We start from the raw sequence: 18,946 nt of genomic DNA, 5'->3' as shown, positions 1-18,946 counted from the left end.
TTCGAAACCGCATTTAAAAACCGCGTTTTCCCGTCGCATGCCGGCGGAGGACTTCCATCAGGATGATGATCTCAATACTTCCGGACAAAAAATGATAAAGGACCTTACCGTAAAGCGCTCCGCTTTACTCTGCACGCTGGCGCTCATCGCCCCTTTTTCTTCATCGGCTGAAGAAATACTGGTTGTGACCGCCAAACCTGCTGACACCGCAACCTCTCCAACAATAGGTTATACCGCCACCACAACCCGTGGCGCGACCAAAACCGACGAGCCGCTGATTACCACCGGGCAAAGCATTTCCGTCGTGACCCGTCAGCAAATGGAAGACCAGGGCGCGCAAACCATTAATAGCGCGCTGCACTATACCCCGGGCGTGTTTACCGGATTCTCCGGCGGTGCAACCCGTTACGATACCGTCGCATTACGGGGTTTCCACGGCGGCGACGTGAATAACATCTTCCTTGATGGCCTCCGCCTGATGAGCGACGCGGGCAGCTTTAACGTGGTCCAGGTCGATCCCTGGTTCCTGGAACGCCTTGACGTCATCAAAGGCCCGTCTTCCGCACTTTACGGCCAGACTGTTCCGGGTGGCCTGGTGATGGAAACGTCTAAACGTCCGCAGTTTGTCGAAGAAGGCCACGTGCGGGCGATATACGGCAACCACAACACCAACGGCACGGCGTTTGATTACACCAACGCGATTAATGACCAGTGGGCCTTCCGTATCACCGGCCTGACTAAAAATAGTGATACACAGTATGACAACACGCGTGATGAACGTTACGCTATTTCGCCGTCCCTGCTTTGGCAGCCGGATGATGCAACGTCTCTGGTACTAAGAGCCTACCTGGAAAAAGATCCGTCCGGGGGCTACCACGGTTCTGTTCCGGGCGACGGCAGCCTTTACACCACCACGGGACGCAAGCTGGATACTGGCTTTTCTGACGTACAGCCGGGGGATGACGCCTTTAAGCGCCACCAGCAGATCTACAGCTACGAGTTTGCTCACGCCTTCGATGAGGTCTGGTCTTTCCGCTCAAACGCCAGCTATACCCACTCAAACGTAGCGCTACGCCAGGCCTATCAAATTGGCTGGGCAGATACCGCGCATAACGAACTGTCGCGCTACTACAGCCGTGAAAACTCCTCGCTGGATGCCTGGGCCATCGACAATCAGTTAGAAGCCGACTTCTCGACCGGCGATCTGCAGCATAAAGTGGTGCTCGGCGGGGAATATCACCGGTTCACCAACGATCTGACCGACGGGACGGGCTACACTACCAACCTGAATCCGTGGACCGGCGTTTCTGGTGGCGTTGGCAGTTACTATTATTACGATCCACGTGACCCAAGCTACGCGACAATTAATCAGGGGCTTTTGGTGAAATCAGGCCGCCGCCAGTATGAGCAAACCGGGGCTTATCTGCAGGATGAGATGAAGTGGGACCGCTGGCATATGACGCTGTCTGGCCGCTACGATCATCTGGTGACTAAAAGCCATCTGGTGGCGACGGCGATCGACAGTGACGTGACGGACAACCGCAGCGACAACCACTTTAGCGGCCGCGCATCTCTGCTGTACGCCTTTGATAACGGTATTTCGCCGTATGTGAGCTACAGTCAGGCCGTCACACCGCAGGTACTTTCCGATGCCGAAGGCAAACTGCTGAAACCCACAACTGCCGAACAGTACGAAGCTGGCGTAAAATACCAGCCTGTGGGAACCAGCGATCTGTATAGCGCCGCCGTTTACGATTTGACCCAAAAAGATGTGGGGAACCGTAACGTGCAGGGGGGATATTTTGAACCGGCAGGCAAAGTGCATTCACAAGGACTTGAGCTTGAAGCCCGCACTCAGTTGACACCACGCCTGTCAACCATCGCCAGCTATACCCTTAACCGGGTGCGCTATAAAGATGCCATCGACGGTAATGACGGCAACACGCCGTACGTCACGCCAAATCAAATGGCGAGCCTGTGGAGCACGTTCAAAGCCGATTATGGCCTGAGCCTGGGCGCAGGGATTCGCTACATCGGCAAACAATGGGCCGACAACGAAAATACCCTGCGTGTTCCTTCCGTAACGCTGCTGGATGCCATGGTTCGGGCAGATATGGGCGCATGGACACCGTCGCTGAAAGGCGCGTTTGTGCAGCTCAATGCCACCAACCTGACGGGCCGTGACTATGTGGCGGGCTGCTACGGGACGGGCTATTGCTATTGGGGCGCGGAACGTTCGATCATTGCGACCGTGGGCTACGATTTCTAAACTTATATAGAAAGCTAAACGTAAAAACGGCCCTGAAGGGCCGTTTTTTTGTAATGAATGACTGTCTACCGTCGTACCATCCTGAAAATAGCCAGCACAATAATGGCGCCAATCACCGCCACAAAGAAACTTGGCCAGTTAAAACCGGTTACCGGTCCGCCAAGGTGCAATGCCGTCGCCACCCAACCGCCGACAACCGCGCCCACGATCCCCAGAATACAGGTGAGGATAATACCGCCGCCGTCTTTGCCAGGCATAATCCACTTAGCTACCACACCCGCGATAAGACCAAAAATAATCCAGGCCAGGATACCCATTTTAGAACGTCCTCTTCTACATTGTGAGCTTTAGCAGGCTCGCCCGAGGCTGTCTGCGCCCCGGCCATCGACCTGCTGTCAAAAAGAGTATAGTTCGGCTGCAAAAAAACGTGATGAATCTCACCTGGTTATGCGCATTTTCAGGAAAAAATAGTCAAAAATTTGTATTAAGTTTTGTGCGGTTTTGCCGATAAGCTTCGTTACCACAACCTGAAAACACAACAAGGACTTGAGCCTTGAGTCACTATAACGATCAGTTCCTGAAGCAGTCTCCTCTGGCAGTATTAGGTGTGTTACGTGATTTACACAGACAGCAGGTTCCCGTCAGGCTGGAATGGTCTAACGGGCAGTTCATCAGCAAAATTCTCGATGTCTCGGCGGAGCGTTTAGTGCTGGACTTTGGCAGCCAGGCGCGGGAAAACCTTTCCGTGCAGAAGGCCAACGATATTGATTTCATCGCTGAAACGCAGGGGGCAAAAGTCGAATTCTCCCTGCCCGGCCTTAAAGCGACGGAATATCAAAATCTCCCGGCGTTTACCACGCCGCTGCCGCCATCGCTGTGGTTCGTTCAGCGCCGGGAATATTTCCGCATTACCGCGCCTACGCAGCCCCAGTATTATTGCCGCACCGAACTTGCCGACGGTTCTCAGTTTGCCTTCCGGCTCTGCGACCTGTCTCTTGGTGGAATGGGCGCCCTGGTGGACGGCACGTTACCGCCGGGCCTTGCACCCGGGCTGCGTTTTGGCCGCGTAGAGATGGATCTCGTAGAATGGGGCAAGTTTTACTTTGATATGCAGCTGGTGATGGTTTCAGAGCGAAAAGTCGTGGACAGTAAAAACGAGACCATTTCTACTCCGCGCCTGAGTTTTCGTTTCTTAAACGTCAACCCGGCGGTCGAGCGCGAACTGCAAAAGATTATTTTCTCGCTGGAGCGGTCGGCCCGGGAAAAGGCCAACCGCGTGAAATAGCTTAAATGGCGTTCATGGCCCGCGTGACCTTATACAGGTAGCGCGGTGCCTGCGGTGCAGGATGGTTGGTCGCTACATGCTGATAAAATTCATCCGGGCTCAGGCGGTTAATTTTGTCGATTGCGGTCTGCCTGTCGGAATCAAAGGTTCTTAGTAGCGCCCCCGCCCCGTTCACGTAAGAAACAATCAGCGCGTACTGCATCACCTGCGGGTCGTTGATTCCCCGCAAAATGCCGTGTTCCAGAATACTCAGATAAGCCGTACCGATGTCGATATTACGCGCCGGCTCTCTCAGTTCACTGTCCGAGGGCTGCCCTCTGAAGCCCTGATTGCGATACACCTCTTTGCCCGCCGTGGAGCCTTTGATCTGCATCAGGCCGATGGCATTAGAGGCGCTAACCAGCTGCGGATTGCCGCCCGACTCTACCGCAATAATTGCCGTTATCAGTCTCGGACTAACGCCCCATTGCTGGCCGGAGAGTTCGGTCAGCGGCATCCAGTTCAGCGCCCGCTGGGTGGGGATCGTCGGATCCCAAGGTGCCTGCTGCTGCGGAGAATGGCTGGAGCAACCGGCCAAAAAAAGCACCAGAATGATAAACCCTCTTAATTTCACGCCTCTATCCTTATTGATGTGGCCGGCCATAACGGCGATGACAAGCGCTCTCGATAGCGGCATGATAACCAATTCATATTCAGCAAGGAAATGCCATGTCTCTGATTCATTTAATCGCCCCGTCCGGCTACTGCATTAATCAACAGGCCGCCGCCAGGGGCATTCGTCGGCTGGAAGAGAATGGGCATCAGGTCGTCAATCAGCAGGCAGTGACCCGGCGTTTTCAGCGTTTTGCCGGCACGGACAGTGAACGACTGGCTGAACTTAATCAGCTGGCGGCGCTGCCGCCGGAAACGAACATCGTGCTGGCCGTGCGCGGGGGTTACGGTATGAGCCGCCTGCTTGAGCACATTGATTTTTCACGTCTTGGGGCTTCGCTTCGTGCCCGGCCACAAATTATCTGCGGTCACAGCGACTTCACCGCTTTCCAGATGGCCCTGCTGGCACAGTGCGGAGCCATCACCTTCAGTGGCCCGATGCTGGCCGGAAATTTTGGTGCCGAGGAGATGGATGAATATACCTGGCGCCACTTCTGGCAGGCGCTCAGCGAACCGACGTTCACGCTAAGTTGGGAAAACGATGCGTCCGCGATGCAGGCCAGCGGCACGGTTTGGGGCGGCAATCTCGCAATGCTAATCTCTCTGGTCGGCACGCCGTTTTTGCCGCCAATAGACGGCGGTATTTTGGTTGTGGAAGACATCAACGAACATCCCTTCCGCGTTGAGCGCATGCTGCTGCAGCTTTACCATGCGGGCATTCTGTCACGCCAGAAAGCGATTATTTTAGGAAGTTTTAACGGGACAACCGCAACGGATTACGATGCAGGATATACTTTTGAAGTAATGCGTAAAACGCTGCAACAGCGCCTGAACGTGCCTGTCCTTTCCGGCCTGCCTTTTGGACATGAACCACAAACCGTGACGCTGCCGCTCGGCGCGTTTGGCGAGCTGGCCCACGACGGCGTTACCTCCCGACTGACGTTAAGTGGACACCCGGTACTTCGCTAAAGAAGCCCGGTTTAAGCGCCCTTTTTGAGCGTTTGCGTAACAGATGACATGTTACAATTCGACAACATAGACAAAGGAGACGAATGATTTTGGACGCAGGGGCGATTGTCAGTCTGTTTATTTTGGGTTCCGTTCTGGTAACTTGCAGTATCTTATTAAGTTCTTTCTCCTCTCGTCTGGGCATTCCCATTCTGGTTATCTTTCTGGCTATCGGCATGCTGGCCGGGATCGATGGCCTTGGTGGTATCCCGTTTGATAATTATCCCTTTGCCTACCTGATCAGCAATCTGGCGCTGGCGGTGATCCTGCTTGACGGCGGGATGAGAACCCAGGCGAGTTCGTTTCGCGTTGCGCTGGGCCCCGCGCTCTCGCTGGCAACCGTTGGGGTATTAATTACCTCCGGGCTGACCGGGATTGCCGCCGCCTGGCTGTTCAACCTGAACCTGATTGACGGCCTGCTTATCGGCGCCATTGTCGGCTCCACCGACGCCGCCGCGGTCTTTTCCCTGCTCGGTGGGAAAGGCCTGAACGAACGCGTCGGCGCGACGCTTGAAATTGAATCGGGCAGCAATGACCCGATGGCGGTGTTTCTCACTATCACGCTGATTGAGATGATCCAGCAGCACCAGACCGGCCTGAGCTGGCTGTTCCTCGTGCATATCATTCAGCAATTTGGCCTGGGGATTGTGCTTGGTCTCGGCGGCGGCTATCTGCTGCTGCAAATGATTAACCGGATAACCTTACCCCACGGGCTTTACCCAATGCTGGCCCTGAGCGGCGGGATTATGGTATTTGGCGTCACGACGGCGCTGGACGGCAGCGGTATTCTGGCGGTTTATCTGTGCGGCTTTGTGATGGGCAACCGCCCGATTCGCAACCGTTTCGGGATCCTGCAAACCTTCGACGGCCTGGCCTGGATGGCGCAAATCGGCATGTTCCTGGTGCTGGGTTTACTGGTGAACCCGTCCGATCTGCTGCCGATTGCAGTCCCTGCTCTCCTGCTTTCCGCGTGGATGATCTTCTTTGCTCGTCCGCTGTCGATTTTTGCCGGTCTGCTGCCATTCCGCGGTTTTAATCTGCGCGAGCGCGTATTTATCAGCTGGGTTGGGCTGCGAGGCGCAGTGCCGATTATCCTGGCGGTGTTCCCGATGATGGCCGGGCTGGATAACGCCCGCCTGTTCTTCAACGTGGCCTTCTTTGTGGTGCTGGTGTCTCTGCTGCTCCAGGGCACGTCGCTGGGCTGGGCCGCCAAAAAAGCCAAAGTCGTCGTGCCGCCAGTAGGTTGGCCCGTTTCGCGCGTGGGTCTGGATATTCATCCTGACAATCCATGGGAACAGTTTGTCTACCAGCTAAGCGAAGAGAAATGGTGCGTGGGTGCCGCCCTGCGTGACCTGCACATGCCAGAAGAAACGCGTATTGCCGCGCTGTTCCGCAATAACGTACTGCTTCACCCAACGGGCAGCACCCGCCTGCGAGAAGGCGATGTGCTTTGCGTTATTGGCCGGGAACGCGATCTTCCCGCGCTGGGGAAACTGTTTAGCCAGTCGCCGCCGGTGGATTTGGATCAGCGTTTCTTTGGCGACTTTATTCTGGAAGCCAGCGCCCAGTTCTCCGACGTGGCGACCATTTACGGCCTGACGCTGGATGAAGAAGTGGATCCTCAGCAATCGTTAGGTGATTTTGTGCTAGGGATGCTCGGCGGCGCGCCGGTGGTTGGCGACCAGGTGGAGTTTGCCGGAATGATTTGGACGGTGGCCGAGAAAGAGGACAATCTGGTGCGTAAGATTGGTGTCCGGGTGGCTGAGGAAGAAGAGGAGTAGTCTCGCCTCACCCCGGCCCTCTCCCTCTGGGAGAGGGTTAGGGTGAGGGTAAAAAAACCAGAAGCGATTCTGCGGTTAAATTCAGTGCCTGTCATCAAGCAAGATGACAGCGAGACAACATCTCGAGAGAAGCAGAAACGTTAACTCATCACCACCGGCACTCTCGGCGCTAACGCACACATCAGCTCATAGCCAACCGTACCCGCGGCGCTGGCGACATCGTCAATTTTGACGTTTTTGCCCCACAGCTCAACCGGGCTGCCGATACCCGCCTGCGGGCAAGGCGTCAGGTCTACAGCGATCATATCCATCGACACTTTGCCCACCAGGCGGGTCATGACGCCATCCACCATGACCGGCGTGCCATCCGCCGCAATACGTGGGTAGCCGTCCGCATAGCCACCAGCCACAATCCCGATTCGCTGCTCGCCGCTGGCGGTGTAGCGGCTGCCGTAGCCCACGGTATCGCCAGCCTTCAGGTTCTGAATGCCGATAATTTCGCTGCTCAACGTCATTACCGGCTGAAGGCCGCTGGTGGCGATATCCTGCCATTGCCCGCTCGGAGAGGCGCCATAAAGGATTATCCCCGGGCGAACCCAGTCAAAATGCGCCTCCGGGTGCCACAGCGTAGCCGCCGAGTTTGACAGCGAGCGTGGGGCGTCAATTCCCTCCGCCGCCCGTTCAATGCGCTTCATCGGCTCAGTAATGCCTTCTGGCTGCTCGGCATCGGCAAAATGCGCCATCAGGGTCAGTTCGCCCACATTCGGGATAGAACGGAGTTTTTGCCAGATGCCGTGTACGCGGTCGGGTGTAAACCCGAGACGATTCATCCCGCTATTGATTTTGAGATAAACATCCAGCGGCGCGCTCAGCTTCGTGTTGGCTATCGCCTTCACCTGCCAGTTGCTGTGCAGGCTGGTGGTCAGCCGGTATTTGTCGAACAGCGCCAGCTCATCGGTATGGAAGAACCCTTCCAGCATCAGGATCGGCCCTTTCCAGCCGCGCTCACGCAGCAAAATGGCCTCTTCGAGATTCAGCATGGCAAAACCATCGGTCGTGCCTAACGCCGACCAGATACGGTCGAGACCGTGGCCATATGCGTTGGCCTTAACGACCGACCAGACACGCGAACGCGGGGCGGCTCTGCGCACCACTTCAAGATTATTGCGCAGCGCGCTGAGATCCAGCGTCGCTACCACAGGACGGGACATGACGGCTCCTTTTAGTTATGTGCGCCGTGAAGGTGGCGGGCGCTCAGTGGCGTAAAGCCAGGCGCGTAGCGTGCGATGCCTAAATCCTCGCTTGGGATAGCCGGAGTACGCCCGGAGATCAGGTCGCTCAGCATCTGGCCCGAACCGCATGCCATTGTCCAGCCTAGCGTGCCGTGTCCGGTATTAAGCCAGAGATTCTTGAACGGCGTGCGCCCTACAATTGGCGTCCCGTCCGGCGTCATCGGACGCAGCCCGGTCCAGAACGTGGCCTGCTCGACGTGCCCGCCTCGCGGATAGAGATCCCTGACGACCATTTCCAGCGTTTCACGGCGCGGCTGCAGCAGTTCAGTGTTAAAACCGACGATTTCTGCCATGCCTCCCACGCGGATGCGGTTGTCAAAGCGGGTAATAGCGATCTTGTAGGTCTCATCCAGAATGGTTGAAACCGGCGCGCCCTGTTCGTCGGCAATAGGAATTGTCAGGGAGTAACCTTTCAAAGGATAGACAGGAATATCGGCGATGCCCTTGAGCAGACCAGTGGAATAGGACCCGAATGCCACGACGTAGGCATCCCCCTTCACCACTTCCTGGCCGCACTGTACGCCGCTGATTTGCTGGTTGTCGTAAAGCAGACGATCAACCGGCGTATTGAAGCGAAACTCAACGCCGGCTTCCGCCGCCATCCGCGCCAGGTTTTGGGTAAACAGCTGGCAGTCACCGGTTTCATCGTTCGGTAAACGCAGGCCGCCGGTCAGCTTGTGGGCTACGTCCGCCAGCGCGGGTTCAACGCGGTTAAGCTGGCTGGCTTCCAGCAGCTCATACGGCACGCCTGCGTCTTTCAAGACGGCGATGTCTTTGGCCGCGCTTTCATACTGCTGCTCGGTGCGGAACAGCTGCAGCGTCCCGCCCTGTCGGCCTTCATACTGGATGCCTGTGGCGTGGCGCAATTCTTTCAGGCAATCACGGCTGTACTCCGCCAGGCGTACCATGCGGCCTTTATTTTCCATGTAATGGCGGGTATCGCAGTTGCGCAGCATCTGCCACATCCACTTCAGCTGGAACTGGGTTCCGTCGAGGCTGATGGCCAGCGGCGCGTGGCGCTGAAACATCCACTTAATGGCTTTTAACGGGACGCCCGGAGCCGCCCACGGAGCAGCATAGCCCGGAGAGATCTGCCCGGCGTTGGCCGCGCTAGTTTCCTGCGCCGGCCCTGATTCGCGATCGATGACAGTGACTTCATGCCCGGCCTGACGTAAATACCAGGCGCTCGCCACGCCGACGACACCACTTCCCAGCACCACAACACGCATATCTGCTCCGCAATTAGCTAAAAGAATAATCTTCTGATTACATATTGATAACTCAGTTGAATATGTTATTCAACATATGGCTTTATTATGGTGACTAAACTCACAAACCTGCCCGCCAGCGCTGGAGCGGGATAATTAGCATCTCCTGTACGGGAAAACATTTTCGTCAAAATAAAATGCTGAGTGACGCGCTAAAAGCCCGCTATTGAGATCAATAAATCGCGAAGAAAAAATTTTACTTGTCGGCGCTATCTTTCAGGAGTTGTCTATTCTTGAGAGTGAGGCTTTCCATCCAGAGAAAGTCGAAAACAATGAGGGCGCGCTGATGGCTAACGTAACTGATTTCGCCACAAAGGATCCCACCCGTCTGAGTGACGGCCCCGACTGGACGTTTGAGCTACTGGACATTTACCTGGCCGAGATTGACCGGGTAGCAAAGCTCTACCGCCTGGACACCTATCCCCACCAGATTGAGGTCATTACCTCCGAGCAGATGATGGACGCGTATTCCAGCGTCGGGATGCCGATTAACTACCCGCACTGGTCTTTTGGCAAAAAATTCATCGAAACCGAGCGCCTGTACAAGCACGGGCAGCAAGGGCTGGCGTATGAGATCGTCATCAACTCTAACCCCTGCATTGCCTATTTGATGGAAGAGAACACCATCACCATGCAGGCGTTGGTGATTGCGCATGCCTGTTACGGGCACAACTCTTTCTTTAAAAACAACTACCTGTTCCGCAGCTGGACGGATGCCAGCTCGATAATCGACTACCTGATTTTCGCCAAAAATTACATTACGCAGTGTGAAGAGCGCTACGGGGTTGATGAGGTGGAGCGTCTGCTGGACTCCTGCCACGCGCTGATGAATTACGGCGTGGATCGCTATAAACGCCCGCAGAAGATATCCCTGCAGGAGGAGAAAGCGCGCCAGAAAAGCCGCGAAGAGTATCTGCAAAGCCAGGTGAATACGCTCTGGCGCACGCTACCGCGTAAGGAAGAGGAAAAAGCCGCGGAATCCGCCCACCGCTTCCCTTCGGAGCCGCAGGAGAATCTGCTGTATTTTATGGAGAAGAATGCCCCGCTGCTGGAGCCGTGGCAGCGTGAGATCCTGCGTATTGTGCGCAAGGTGAGCCAGTATTTTTATCCGCAAAAACAGACCCAGGTCATGAACGAGGGCTGGGCCACCTTCTGGCACTACACCATTCTCAATCATCTGTATGACGAGGGCAAAGTCAGTGACCGCTTTATGCTGGAGTTTTTGCACAGCCATACCAATGTGGTGTTCCAGCCGCCCTATAACAGCCCGTGGTACAACGGCATTAACCCCTACGCGCTGGGGTTCGCCATGTTCCAGGATATCAAACGTATTTGCCAGTCGCCGACCGAAGAAGACCGCTACTGGTTCCCGGATATTGCCGGCAAAGACTGGCTGGAAACGCTGCATTTCGCCATGCGTGACTTCAAGGACGAAAGCTTTATCAGCCAGTTCCTTTCGCCTAAGCTGATGCGCGACTTCCGCCTGTTCACCGTGCTGGACGATGACCGCAATAATTACCTGGAAATTTCGGCCATCCACAATGAAGAGGGATACAGGGAAATACGTTCCCAGCTGTCGGCCCAGTACAACCTGAGCAACCTCGAGCCGAATATTCAGGTTTGGGATGTAGATTTGCGTGGGGATCGTTCGCTAACGCTGCGCTACATCCCGCACAACCGCGCCCCACTGGATAAAGGGCGCAGAGAAGTGCTCAAGCATGTGCATCGCCTGTGGGGCTTTGATGTCGTGCTGGAGCAGCAAAATGCGGATGGTAGCGTGGAACTGCTGGAGCGCTGCCCGCTGCGAAACCCGCTGTAAGAGTGAAAAAAAACGCTTCCCGAGGGAAGCGTTTAAAGTTGCTGACAAAGAGGGAAAAAGCGTGATTTTTCCCTCTTTGTGGTTATTAGCCAAAAATCAATGAATTGATTTTCCTGTTTTTTTAACGAGCCCTCTGTTATTTCTTATATCACCAGAGGTTTGTCAACAGTCTGTAACGCTTCCCGAGGGAAGCGTTTTTTATGCTGGCCTAGCGACTGTGCATCGCCAAATCGCCAGGCAGGTTTTTCTGCATACGGTGCCAAATCTCGCCGCTCTCGCGACCGTAGTTACGCACGGTATCAAAGACCTGCTCGTGAAGCCCCTGCTGGCAGATTTCTGCCAGGCGGTGGTAGAAACCCAGCGCCAGGCTTCGGGCTTCAGGATTGGAGAAGTAGTGACGCCCGATGCGGGTGTACAGCCCTTTCATCCCGTTCAGGATCAGCCCATAAATTGGGTTACCTGATGCAAACGCCAGGCCGCGGAAAATGTTGTAATCCAGCTCGGCAAACGCGTCCGCGTGGTCTTCAACTTTGCTAGCCGTGGCCAGCACTTCCTGCGCTTTATCTGGATACTGACGAATCGCCGTACGAATAAATATCGTGGAGATATTGGTTCGCACCGAAAGCAGATTATCAATCAGCTGCGGCACGCTGTCGTGATCGAGACGAGCCAGCGTTTCCAGAATGTTTAAGCCCGAGGTTTCCCAGAAATTGTTCACCCGCGTTGGCTTCCCGTGCTGAATTGTCAGCCAGCCGTCGCGTGCAAGACGCTGAAGCACTTCACGTAAAGTGGTACGGGTAACGCCAATCAGTTCTGAAAGTTCACGCTCTGCCGGCAGAATAGAACCCGGCGGAAAACGGCTGTTCCAGATACTTTCTATAATATACTCTTCCGCGAAACCCGCTGGGCTCTGCGCCTTAATGACCATAGTAAGATTTCCATTACTCAGGTTTTGCAAATTGGACTCATCATACCAGATGCCATGCGCGCCAGATAGCGGGGGCGACGCGCAAATGCGGGATCGGCGTTGAATTTTGACGATAAACGCCTTAACTCAGGATTTCCTTCGGCTTGATCGCGTGCGTCATAAACGAGTACCCTGAAGCGTTATCTTTTTAGACATCAACATAATACAACGGATAATGGTAACTATACGATGGAAATGTCCTTTGGGCGGGCGTTGTACCGCAATTTTCTGGGTCAATCACCTGACTGGTACAAACTGACGCTGCTTCTCTTTTTAGTGCTTAATCCGCTAGTCTTTTGGTTTGTCAGCCCGTTTATCGCGGGATGGATGCTGGTGGTGGAGTTTATTTTTGCCCTGGCGATGGCGCTGAAATGCTACCCGCTGCTGCCGGGTGGCCTGCTGGCCATTGAGGCCGTGCTGGTCGGCATGACCAGCCCCGATCACGTTCGTGCTGAAATTGCTTCAAACCTCGAAGTGCTGCTGCTGCTGATGTTTATGGTGGCCGGGATTTATTTCATGAAGCAGCTCCTGTTGCTGCTCTTCACCCGCCTGCTGTTGGGGATCCGGTCTAAAGTTGCGCTGTCGCTGGCCTTTTGCGTCGCCGCCGCGTTTCTTTCCGCCTTCCTTGATGCCTTGACGGTCGTGGCCGTTGTCATTAGCGTCGCCGTGGGCTTCTACAGCATCTATCACCGCGTAGCATCTGAAGCACAGGATGACAGCAACGTTCAGGACGACAGCCATATTCGGAGCGACAGCCGCGAAGTGCTTGAGCAATTCCGCGCTTTCCTGCGCAGCCTGATGATGCACGCTGGCGTCGGTACCGCACTGGGCGGCGTAATGACCATGGTTGGCGAGCCGCAAAACCTGATCATTGCTAAAAACGCTGGCTGGCACTTCGGCGATTTCTTCCTGCGCATGATGCCGGTGACCGTGCCGGTGCTGATTTGTGGCCTGCTCACCTGCATCCTGCTGGAACGTTTTAAAGTGTTCGGCTACGGACAAACGCTGCCGGAAAAAGTGCGTGGGATCCTGTATGACTTTGATGCTCAGAGCACCAGGAAGCGAACAAAGCAGGACAAGATGAAGCTGCTGATCCAGGCGCTGATTGGCGTCTGGCTGATTATCGCTCTGGCCTTCCATCTGGCAGAAGTCGGCCTGATTGGCCTGTCGGTGATTATTCTGGCGACATCGCTGTGCGGGGTTACCGACGAGCATGCTATCGGCAAAGCCTTCACCGAAGCGCTGCCGTTTACCGCCCTGTTGACCGTTTTCTTCACTATCGTGGCGGTTATCATCGACCAGCATCTGTTCAGCCCGATAATTCAGTACGTGCTCGATGCCTCTCCGCACGCCCAGCTGTCGCTGTTTTATATCTTTAACGGCCTGCTCTCCTCGATTTCCGACAACGTCTTTGTCGGCACCGTTTATATCAACGAGGCGAAAACTGCACTGCAGAATGGTGCCATCAATATGCAGCAGTTCGAACTGCTGGCGGTGGCTATCAATACCGGCACAAACCTGCCCTCGGTGGCAACGCCAAACGGCCAGGCGGCGTTCCTGTTCCTGCTGACATCGGCGCTGGCGCCGCTGATTCGCCTCTCTTACGGCCGCATGGTTGTGATGGCGCTGCCCTACACGCTGGTTCTGACCCTTGTGGGCCTGCTATGTGTGGAATATACCCTGACGCCTGCTACACAATGGATGCTGGACAGTGGCTGGCTAATGACGCCTGATACGCTGCTTGCACCGCACTAAGGCAATTTGACGGGAAGTCCGCTTCCCGTTACAAATTTTTTCCTTATAAACATCCGATTACTGCGTTATTTTCATCTGCGCTACTGGCGCAAAAAGGGAATTGGTTTACACTGCCGATTCTACGCATGCTGCAGGGAAACTGATTATGTTGCGATATTTAAACCAATGCTCTCTTGGGCGCACCGCCTGGCTGCTTTTAGCCTTTACGGCATTTGCGCTTGAGATGGTGGCATTGTGGTTCCAGCACGTTATGGGGCTGAAACCTTGTGTGATGTGTATTTATGAACGTTGCGCGCTGTTTGGCGTGATGGGGGCAGGCATCGTGGGCGCGATAGCGCCTAAAAGCCCGCTTCGCTATGGCGCCCTGGCCATCTGGCTCTACAGCGCAGGGAAAGGCGTTCAGCTGGCATGGGAGCACACCATGCTGCAGCTTCACCCGTCCCCATTTGTGACCTGTGATTTCTTCGCTCGCTTCCCAAGCTGGCTGCCGCTGGATAAATGGCTGCCGCAGGTCTTTGTTGCCAACGGTGACTGCTCCGTTCGTCAGTGGGAATTCCTGTCGCTGGATATGGTGCAGTGGCTGCTCGGGATCTTCGCCGTGTTCCTGGTAATCGCGGTTCTGGTGCTGATTGCCCAGTTCTTCAAACCTAAGCGTCGCGATCTGTTTGGCCGCTAAGTTAACAAACACGTTAGACAAATAACCCACCTTTCGGTGGGTTATTTTTTTCAGGAATGATCGCGCCGGTACAGAGCCCATTCATCAATTCTTTCCCCGCCTGGCAGCAGGCAGTCACTTCTTTCGCCCTCAGGCGTTTTCACCATCACAGATTTCCCGCCTTTGGCCTGGCAGTAAACCGAAGCCGGGTTCGCCATGCCTATGCTGTGCGGAGGCTTCGGTGCCTCACGCTCTGCCGTCGCACAGCCGCTGAGCAACAATAGGCTCATGATGGTTGTTAGTTTTTTCATTTTTCCTCCTTTGAGGACGGAATCTTAACAGCGCGGCTGGGAAGAAGCCAAAGACTGTTGCCCCAGCGGGCTAAAACCGGAGAAGGTCGCATTTAATGGACGATGAGCGGACGCCTGCATTGCGGATTTGCAAAAGATACAGACTGCGCCATGGGGATTTGATTCTCGGACATCGTAGGGGGAGGTGCGATACTGCGATCCGCCACATGACGGACACTGGAATGTTAAATTCAGGATAAAAACTCTCTTATTTTGGTTATTGAAAGTCTATCCTATCACAAGATTGGTTATATAAAGGATTTATTCTCATTACCGACCAGCATCGAAATACGCTAGTCAGCCCACTCGGGCTTGTTGAGGATATGATCCTGCCAGTCGCGAACCTCTGACTCTTTCACCGCGATATGACGCACGGAAATGCGCTCACCGTGCATGGCGGCTTTTGAGCCAGTGATTAGCGGGTGCCATTCCGGCAGCGGTTTGCCTTCGGCCAGCAGGCGGTAAGCGCAGGTGTGCGGCAGCCACTCAAAAGTCGGCAAATTGTCGCGAGTGAGTTTGATGCAGTCCGGCTCGTATTCGAAGCGACGGGCGTAGTTCTTGCACTGACAGGTTTTGATATTGAGCTGCTTACAGGCGACGTTGGTGAAATAAATCTCGTCGGTGTCTTCGTCCATCAGCTTATGCAGGCAGCACTGGCCGCAGCCGTCGCACAGGGATTCCCACTCGGCGTCGCTCATTTCGTCGAGAGTTTTACTTTGCCAAAAAGGAGTGGGTGTCATAGCGGTTCCTGCATTTAAAAATTAAGCTGCACCTTATAAACAGTCTGACACCCGGATGCAAGTTTTGCCGCCCTGAAGCGGCAAATTGTTTATAAAACGCGCGTCGTCAGGCTGTGACCTGCAAAGCTCACTTCCAGCTCATCGCCGCTAAGCAGCGGGCCTACGCCCTCCGGTGTACCGGTCAGGATCACATCCCCCGCACGCAGGGTGAAGAACTTGCTCATATAGGCAATCAGCGGCACGATCTTGTGGATCATGTCTTCGGTATTGCCCTGCTGGCGAATTTCACCGTTGATCTTCAGCTCCAGAGGGGTATTTTGCGGGTCGTGAGTGAACTGTGCCGCAGGGATAAACCCGGAAATTGGGCAAGAGTTATCGAAGCCCTTGGCTTTTTCCCACGGCTGGCCTGCTTTTTTCAGTTTGGCCTGCAGATCGCGCAGCGTAAGGTCCAGCGCAACACCATAGCCGGCGATGGCTTTTTGCACGTGCTCTTCACTTGCCTGCTTAAGGGTTGAGCCGATCAGAATGGCCAGCTCTACCTCATGATGCACGGAGCCGAATTCCTGTGGTAACGCCAGCGGCTGGCGAATATCGCACAGGGCACTTTCAGGCTTAATAAACACCACCGGCTCGTCCGGCGTCGCACTGCCCATCTCTTTAATATGTTTGGCATAGTTGCTGCCAACACAGACTACTTTGTTTACCGGAAAATCAAGCAGCGCACCCTGCCAGTTATGATGTTGATACATGCCTTTCCTCTGTGTCGTGTGTGTTAACTGCCTTTGATACTAGATAAAAAAATGCCTGCTGAATACCGGGGAAGTGTTTCTAAGCGTGCCTTATTTATCTGCGATGGCGTCCGCCATTTTGCCGATGCTAATGGCAAAGTAGTAAGAACGGTTCCAGTGCATCAGGGTGCGGAAGTTGTTATAGACCAGGAACGAACGATCCAAACCATCGTCTGGCTTCACCAGCCAGGCTTTCTTTGACGACGCTGGAAGATGGGAGCCTTTTGGCAGCGTCACGCCTAGTTTTTTCCACTGGGCCACGGACTTGCCCTGCCCCTGGCTTGTGCCCAGCAGCGAAGTATTAAAGCCCGTGGGCAGTTTCACTTCATAGCCCCACGCCCCACCACGCTGCCAGCCCTCTACCGCCAGGTAGTTTGCCGAGGAAGCGAAAACGTCTCGGGTGTTATTCCAGATATCAATTTTACCGTCGCCATCGCCGTCTTTGCCGTAGCGCAGCAGCGAACTCGGCATAAACTGGTTCTGCCCCATCGCCCCGGCCCATGAGCCTTTCATCTGCGTCGCGCTGACATCACCTCGCTGGATGATTTTCAGCGCCGCCATCAGCTCGTTGGTGAAAAAGGCTTCACGACGGCCCTCAAATGCGAGCGTCGCTAAAGCAGAAATGACATCCTCTTTGCCCTGCAGCTTGCCGAAGTTACTTTCCATTGCCCACAGCGCGACGATGTAGCGACTCTGCACGCCACTTTTGGCGCTGACTTTTTCCAGCTCTGCCCGGTGCTGGCGGGCCAGGCTACGCGCCTGTTTGATTTTGACGGGAGTAATAACGCGGTTTAAATAGTCATCCAGCGTTATTTTCTTTTCCAGCTGATTGCGATCGGATTGAATGACCCGATCGACAAAATGAATATTGGCAAAGGCTTTTGCCAGCGTCGCATTGCTGATGCCCTTTGCTCTGGCTTGTTGTTTTAATTTTTCGACATAAGCCGGAAATTCAGCGGGATTTCGCCCTTGCTCAGCGAGCGTGGCAGTTTGACGCGGGCTAGTTTGAGGAACTGAGGCGGCTGTGGGAGTCGCCTCAGCAGCGGGAAGATAACCGGCCCCGCTGGAAAGAATTAAGGCGCTGAAGGTATAACGCAAAGCTGCATTTTTCATCATCATTTCTTCAATAATGTGTTTCACACATTCTCCGTGTGAAAGCATGGAAAAGATTTACCTTCAGTCCGAAATTTATTTTTTAGGACTCTTTTCCAGGTGCATAGTCAGCAAACTTTCTACCGGAGGTGGGATCTGTAAATAATAGCCCTCAGTTTCCAGCGCCTGTTTCACTTTATCCAAATCGGCATTGGCCAGTTTTTTACTGCCGTCCAGCGGCAACAGCATCGACAGGACCGGTTTGCCAAAGCCTTTCATCAGCTCTTCCGGCACTCGGGAGAAATCGTCTTTTTTTTCGACATAAAGATATGTCTGGTCACGTTTAGTACTTCGGTAGATCACACAAAACATTTTTTTTACTCTATTTTCGCCAGCGAGTGGCTTGCCTGAATATAAGCTGGACTATAACATGCCTGGTGTACTTCGGAATATCGTCCCACAATAGTGGGGATTGAAACTGAATTGAGTAAGGCCAGGATGTCAAACACGCCAATCGAGTTAAAGGGCAGCAGTTTTACCTTATCTGTGGTTCATTTGCATGATGCACAACCTGAGGTTATTCGCCAGGCTCTGGAAGATAAAATCGCCCAGGCTCCCGCATTCTTAAAGAATGCCCCGGTGGTCGTTAACGTCGCCAGTCTCGATGGTTCCGTCAACTGGAAGAAAGTACAACAGGCCGTTACCGCAACCGGCCTGCGCGTGGTGGGTATCAGCGGCTGTAAAGATGAAGCTTTAAAGGCTGAAATTGAGCGTGCTGGCCTGCCCTTGCTTACCGAAGGGAAAGAAAAGGCCGCAAGAACGCCAAAAGCCGCACCTGCTGAGCCCGTGGTGGTCACCGCGCCGGATGTTACACCGATCACAAAAACGCGTTTAATTGATACTCCGGTCCGTTCCGGGCAGCGCATTTATGCGCCAAACTGTGACTTGATTGTGACCAATCACGTCAGCGCCGGTGCAGAACTGATAGCAGATGGTAATATTCATATTTACGGCATGATGCGTGGCCGTGCGCTGGCTGGTGCAAGCGGCGATCGTGATGCACAAATATTTTGTACTAACCTGGTAGCAGAGCTTGTCTCTATTGCGGGCGAGTACTGGCTGAGCGAGCAGATCCCAGCCGATTATTATGGAAAAGCGGCTCGCCTGAATCTGGCGAGTGGTGCGCTCTCCGTTCAATCTTTGAATTAAGCCCTTTTAACAAGGAA

General features: G+C 54.4%; 19 protein-coding genes. 8 read left to right on the top strand and 11 right to left on the bottom strand.

All coding sequences use genetic code 11. The annotated features are described in order from the left end of the window. Nucleotides 1-91: 91 nt before the first annotated feature. On the top strand, nucleotides 92-2,269 hold the full coding sequence (locus tag F3J26_RS04835) for a TonB-dependent siderophore receptor (RefSeq protein ID WP_166991912.1): 2,178 nt from the start codon (nucleotides 92-94) through the stop codon (nucleotides 2,267-2,269). Between the two features lie 65 nt (nucleotides 2,270-2,334). On the opposite strand, the gene F3J26_RS04830 is transcribed toward F3J26_RS04835, so the two are convergent. Next, nucleotides 2,335-2,586 carry a GlsB/YeaQ/YmgE family stress response membrane protein gene (locus tag F3J26_RS04830; RefSeq protein WP_008454104.1) on the bottom strand — a complete coding sequence of 84 codons (252 nt, stop codon included), beginning with the start codon at nucleotides 2,584-2,586 and terminating at the stop codon, nucleotides 2,335-2,337. 236 nt (nucleotides 2,587-2,822) lie between these two features. Here F3J26_RS04830 and ycgR point away from each other — a divergent pair, with 236 nt between their 5' ends. Then, nucleotides 2,823-3,554 carry a flagellar brake protein YcgR gene (ycgR, locus tag F3J26_RS04825; RefSeq protein WP_008454103.1) on the top strand — a complete coding sequence of 244 codons (732 nt, stop codon included), beginning with the start codon at nucleotides 2,823-2,825 and terminating at the stop codon, nucleotides 3,552-3,554. Nucleotide 3,555: 1 nt separating this feature from the next. Here ycgR and emtA read toward each other — a convergent pair whose 3' ends face one another. Continuing rightward, nucleotides 3,556-4,167, bottom strand: coding sequence for a membrane-bound lytic murein transglycosylase EmtA (gene emtA / locus F3J26_RS04820; RefSeq protein ID WP_008454102.1), 612 nt, complete (start codon nucleotides 4,165-4,167; stop codon nucleotides 3,556-3,558). Between the two features lie 95 nt (nucleotides 4,168-4,262). On the opposite strand from emtA, the gene ldcA reads away from it, so the two are divergent. Continuing rightward, the gene (ldcA, locus tag F3J26_RS04815; RefSeq protein ID WP_166991909.1) at nucleotides 4,263-5,174 is read left to right on the top strand and encodes a muramoyltetrapeptide carboxypeptidase; all 912 of its coding nucleotides are present in this window, start codon (nucleotides 4,263-4,265) and stop codon (nucleotides 5,172-5,174) included. An 89-nt stretch (nucleotides 5,175-5,263) separates the two neighbouring features. Continuing rightward, the gene (locus tag F3J26_RS04810) at nucleotides 5,264-6,994 is read left to right on the top strand and encodes a potassium/proton antiporter (protein WP_008454099.1); all 1,731 of its coding nucleotides are present in this window, start codon (nucleotides 5,264-5,266) and stop codon (nucleotides 6,992-6,994) included. Nucleotides 6,995-7,134: 140 nt separating this feature from the next. Here the strand turns inward: F3J26_RS04810 and dadX are convergent, their stop codons facing one another. Further along, nucleotides 7,135-8,205 (bottom strand): catabolic alanine racemase DadX, encoded by a 1,071-nt coding sequence (gene dadX, locus F3J26_RS04805; RefSeq protein ID WP_166991906.1) that lies wholly within the window; start codon nucleotides 8,203-8,205, stop codon nucleotides 7,135-7,137. Between the two features lie 11 nt (nucleotides 8,206-8,216). Continuing rightward, nucleotides 8,217-9,515, bottom strand: a complete 1,299-nt coding sequence (locus F3J26_RS04800) for a D-amino acid dehydrogenase (protein WP_008454094.1) — start codon at nucleotides 9,513-9,515, stop codon at nucleotides 8,217-8,219. A 325-nt stretch (nucleotides 9,516-9,840) separates the two neighbouring features. On the opposite strand from F3J26_RS04800, the gene F3J26_RS04795 reads away from it, so the two are divergent. After that, nucleotides 9,841-11,373, top strand: coding sequence for a SpoVR family protein (locus F3J26_RS04795; RefSeq protein ID WP_008454091.1), 1,533 nt, complete (start codon nucleotides 9,841-9,843; stop codon nucleotides 11,371-11,373). A 208-nt stretch (nucleotides 11,374-11,581) separates the two neighbouring features. Here the strand turns inward: F3J26_RS04795 and fadR are convergent, their stop codons facing one another. After that, nucleotides 11,582-12,301: a fatty acid metabolism transcriptional regulator FadR gene (gene fadR / locus F3J26_RS04790; RefSeq protein ID WP_008454089.1), complete on the bottom strand. Its 720-nt coding sequence runs from the start codon at nucleotides 12,299-12,301 to the stop codon at nucleotides 11,582-11,584. 228 nt (nucleotides 12,302-12,529) lie between these two features. Here fadR and nhaB point away from each other — a divergent pair, with 228 nt between their 5' ends. Together nhaB and dsbB are read left to right on the top strand one after the other, a co-directional pair. Next, on the top strand, nucleotides 12,530-14,095 hold the full coding sequence (gene nhaB / locus F3J26_RS04785) for a sodium/proton antiporter NhaB (RefSeq protein WP_166991903.1): 1,566 nt from the start codon (nucleotides 12,530-12,532) through the stop codon (nucleotides 14,093-14,095). A 145-nt stretch (nucleotides 14,096-14,240) separates the two neighbouring features. After that, entirely contained in the window at nucleotides 14,241-14,771 is a 531-nt protein-coding gene (gene dsbB / locus F3J26_RS04780; RefSeq protein ID WP_008454083.1) for a disulfide bond formation protein DsbB, read from the top strand. A 50-nt stretch (nucleotides 14,772-14,821) separates the two neighbouring features. Here dsbB and F3J26_RS04775 read toward each other — a convergent pair whose 3' ends face one another. From F3J26_RS04775 to F3J26_RS04755, 6 genes are all read right to left on the bottom strand, one after another. Continuing rightward, entirely contained in the window at nucleotides 14,822-15,061 is a 240-nt protein-coding gene (locus F3J26_RS04775) for a putative hemolysin (protein ID WP_008454082.1), read from the bottom strand. A gap of 24 nt (nucleotides 15,062-15,085) precedes the next feature. Next, nucleotides 15,086-15,295: a cold shock small protein YmcF gene (ymcF, locus tag F3J26_RS22825; protein ID WP_502706580.1), complete on the bottom strand. Its 210-nt coding sequence runs from the start codon at nucleotides 15,293-15,295 to the stop codon at nucleotides 15,086-15,088. 98 nt (nucleotides 15,296-15,393) lie between these two features. Further along, nucleotides 15,394-15,840, bottom strand: coding sequence for a cysteine cluster protein YcgN (gene ycgN, locus F3J26_RS04770; protein WP_008454079.1), 447 nt, complete (start codon nucleotides 15,838-15,840; stop codon nucleotides 15,394-15,396). An 89-nt stretch (nucleotides 15,841-15,929) separates the two neighbouring features. Then, nucleotides 15,930-16,589: a fumarylacetoacetate hydrolase family protein gene (locus tag F3J26_RS04765; protein WP_085540087.1), complete on the bottom strand. Its 660-nt coding sequence runs from the start codon at nucleotides 16,587-16,589 to the stop codon at nucleotides 15,930-15,932. 90 nt (nucleotides 16,590-16,679) lie between these two features. Continuing rightward, nucleotides 16,680-17,741, bottom strand: a complete 1,062-nt coding sequence (locus F3J26_RS04760) for a lytic murein transglycosylase (protein WP_166992932.1) — start codon at nucleotides 17,739-17,741, stop codon at nucleotides 16,680-16,682. 75 nt (nucleotides 17,742-17,816) lie between these two features. Next, nucleotides 17,817-18,092, bottom strand: a complete 276-nt coding sequence (locus F3J26_RS04755; protein ID WP_008454073.1) for a YcgL domain-containing protein — start codon at nucleotides 18,090-18,092, stop codon at nucleotides 17,817-17,819. Between the two features lie 126 nt (nucleotides 18,093-18,218). Here F3J26_RS04755 and minC point away from each other — a divergent pair, with 126 nt between their 5' ends. Continuing rightward, nucleotides 18,219-18,929: a septum site-determining protein MinC gene (gene minC, locus F3J26_RS04750; protein WP_008454072.1), complete on the top strand. Its 711-nt coding sequence runs from the start codon at nucleotides 18,219-18,221 to the stop codon at nucleotides 18,927-18,929. Nucleotides 18,930-18,946 lie beyond the last annotated feature (17 nt).

Source organism: Enterobacter sp. Ap-867 (assembly GCF_011752855.1).
Taxonomy (GTDB): Bacteria; Pseudomonadota; Gammaproteobacteria; order Enterobacterales; family Enterobacteriaceae; genus Cedecea.
Note: the sequence above shows the minus strand (reverse complement) of the source record. Positions and strands in the feature narration are given on the sequence as shown.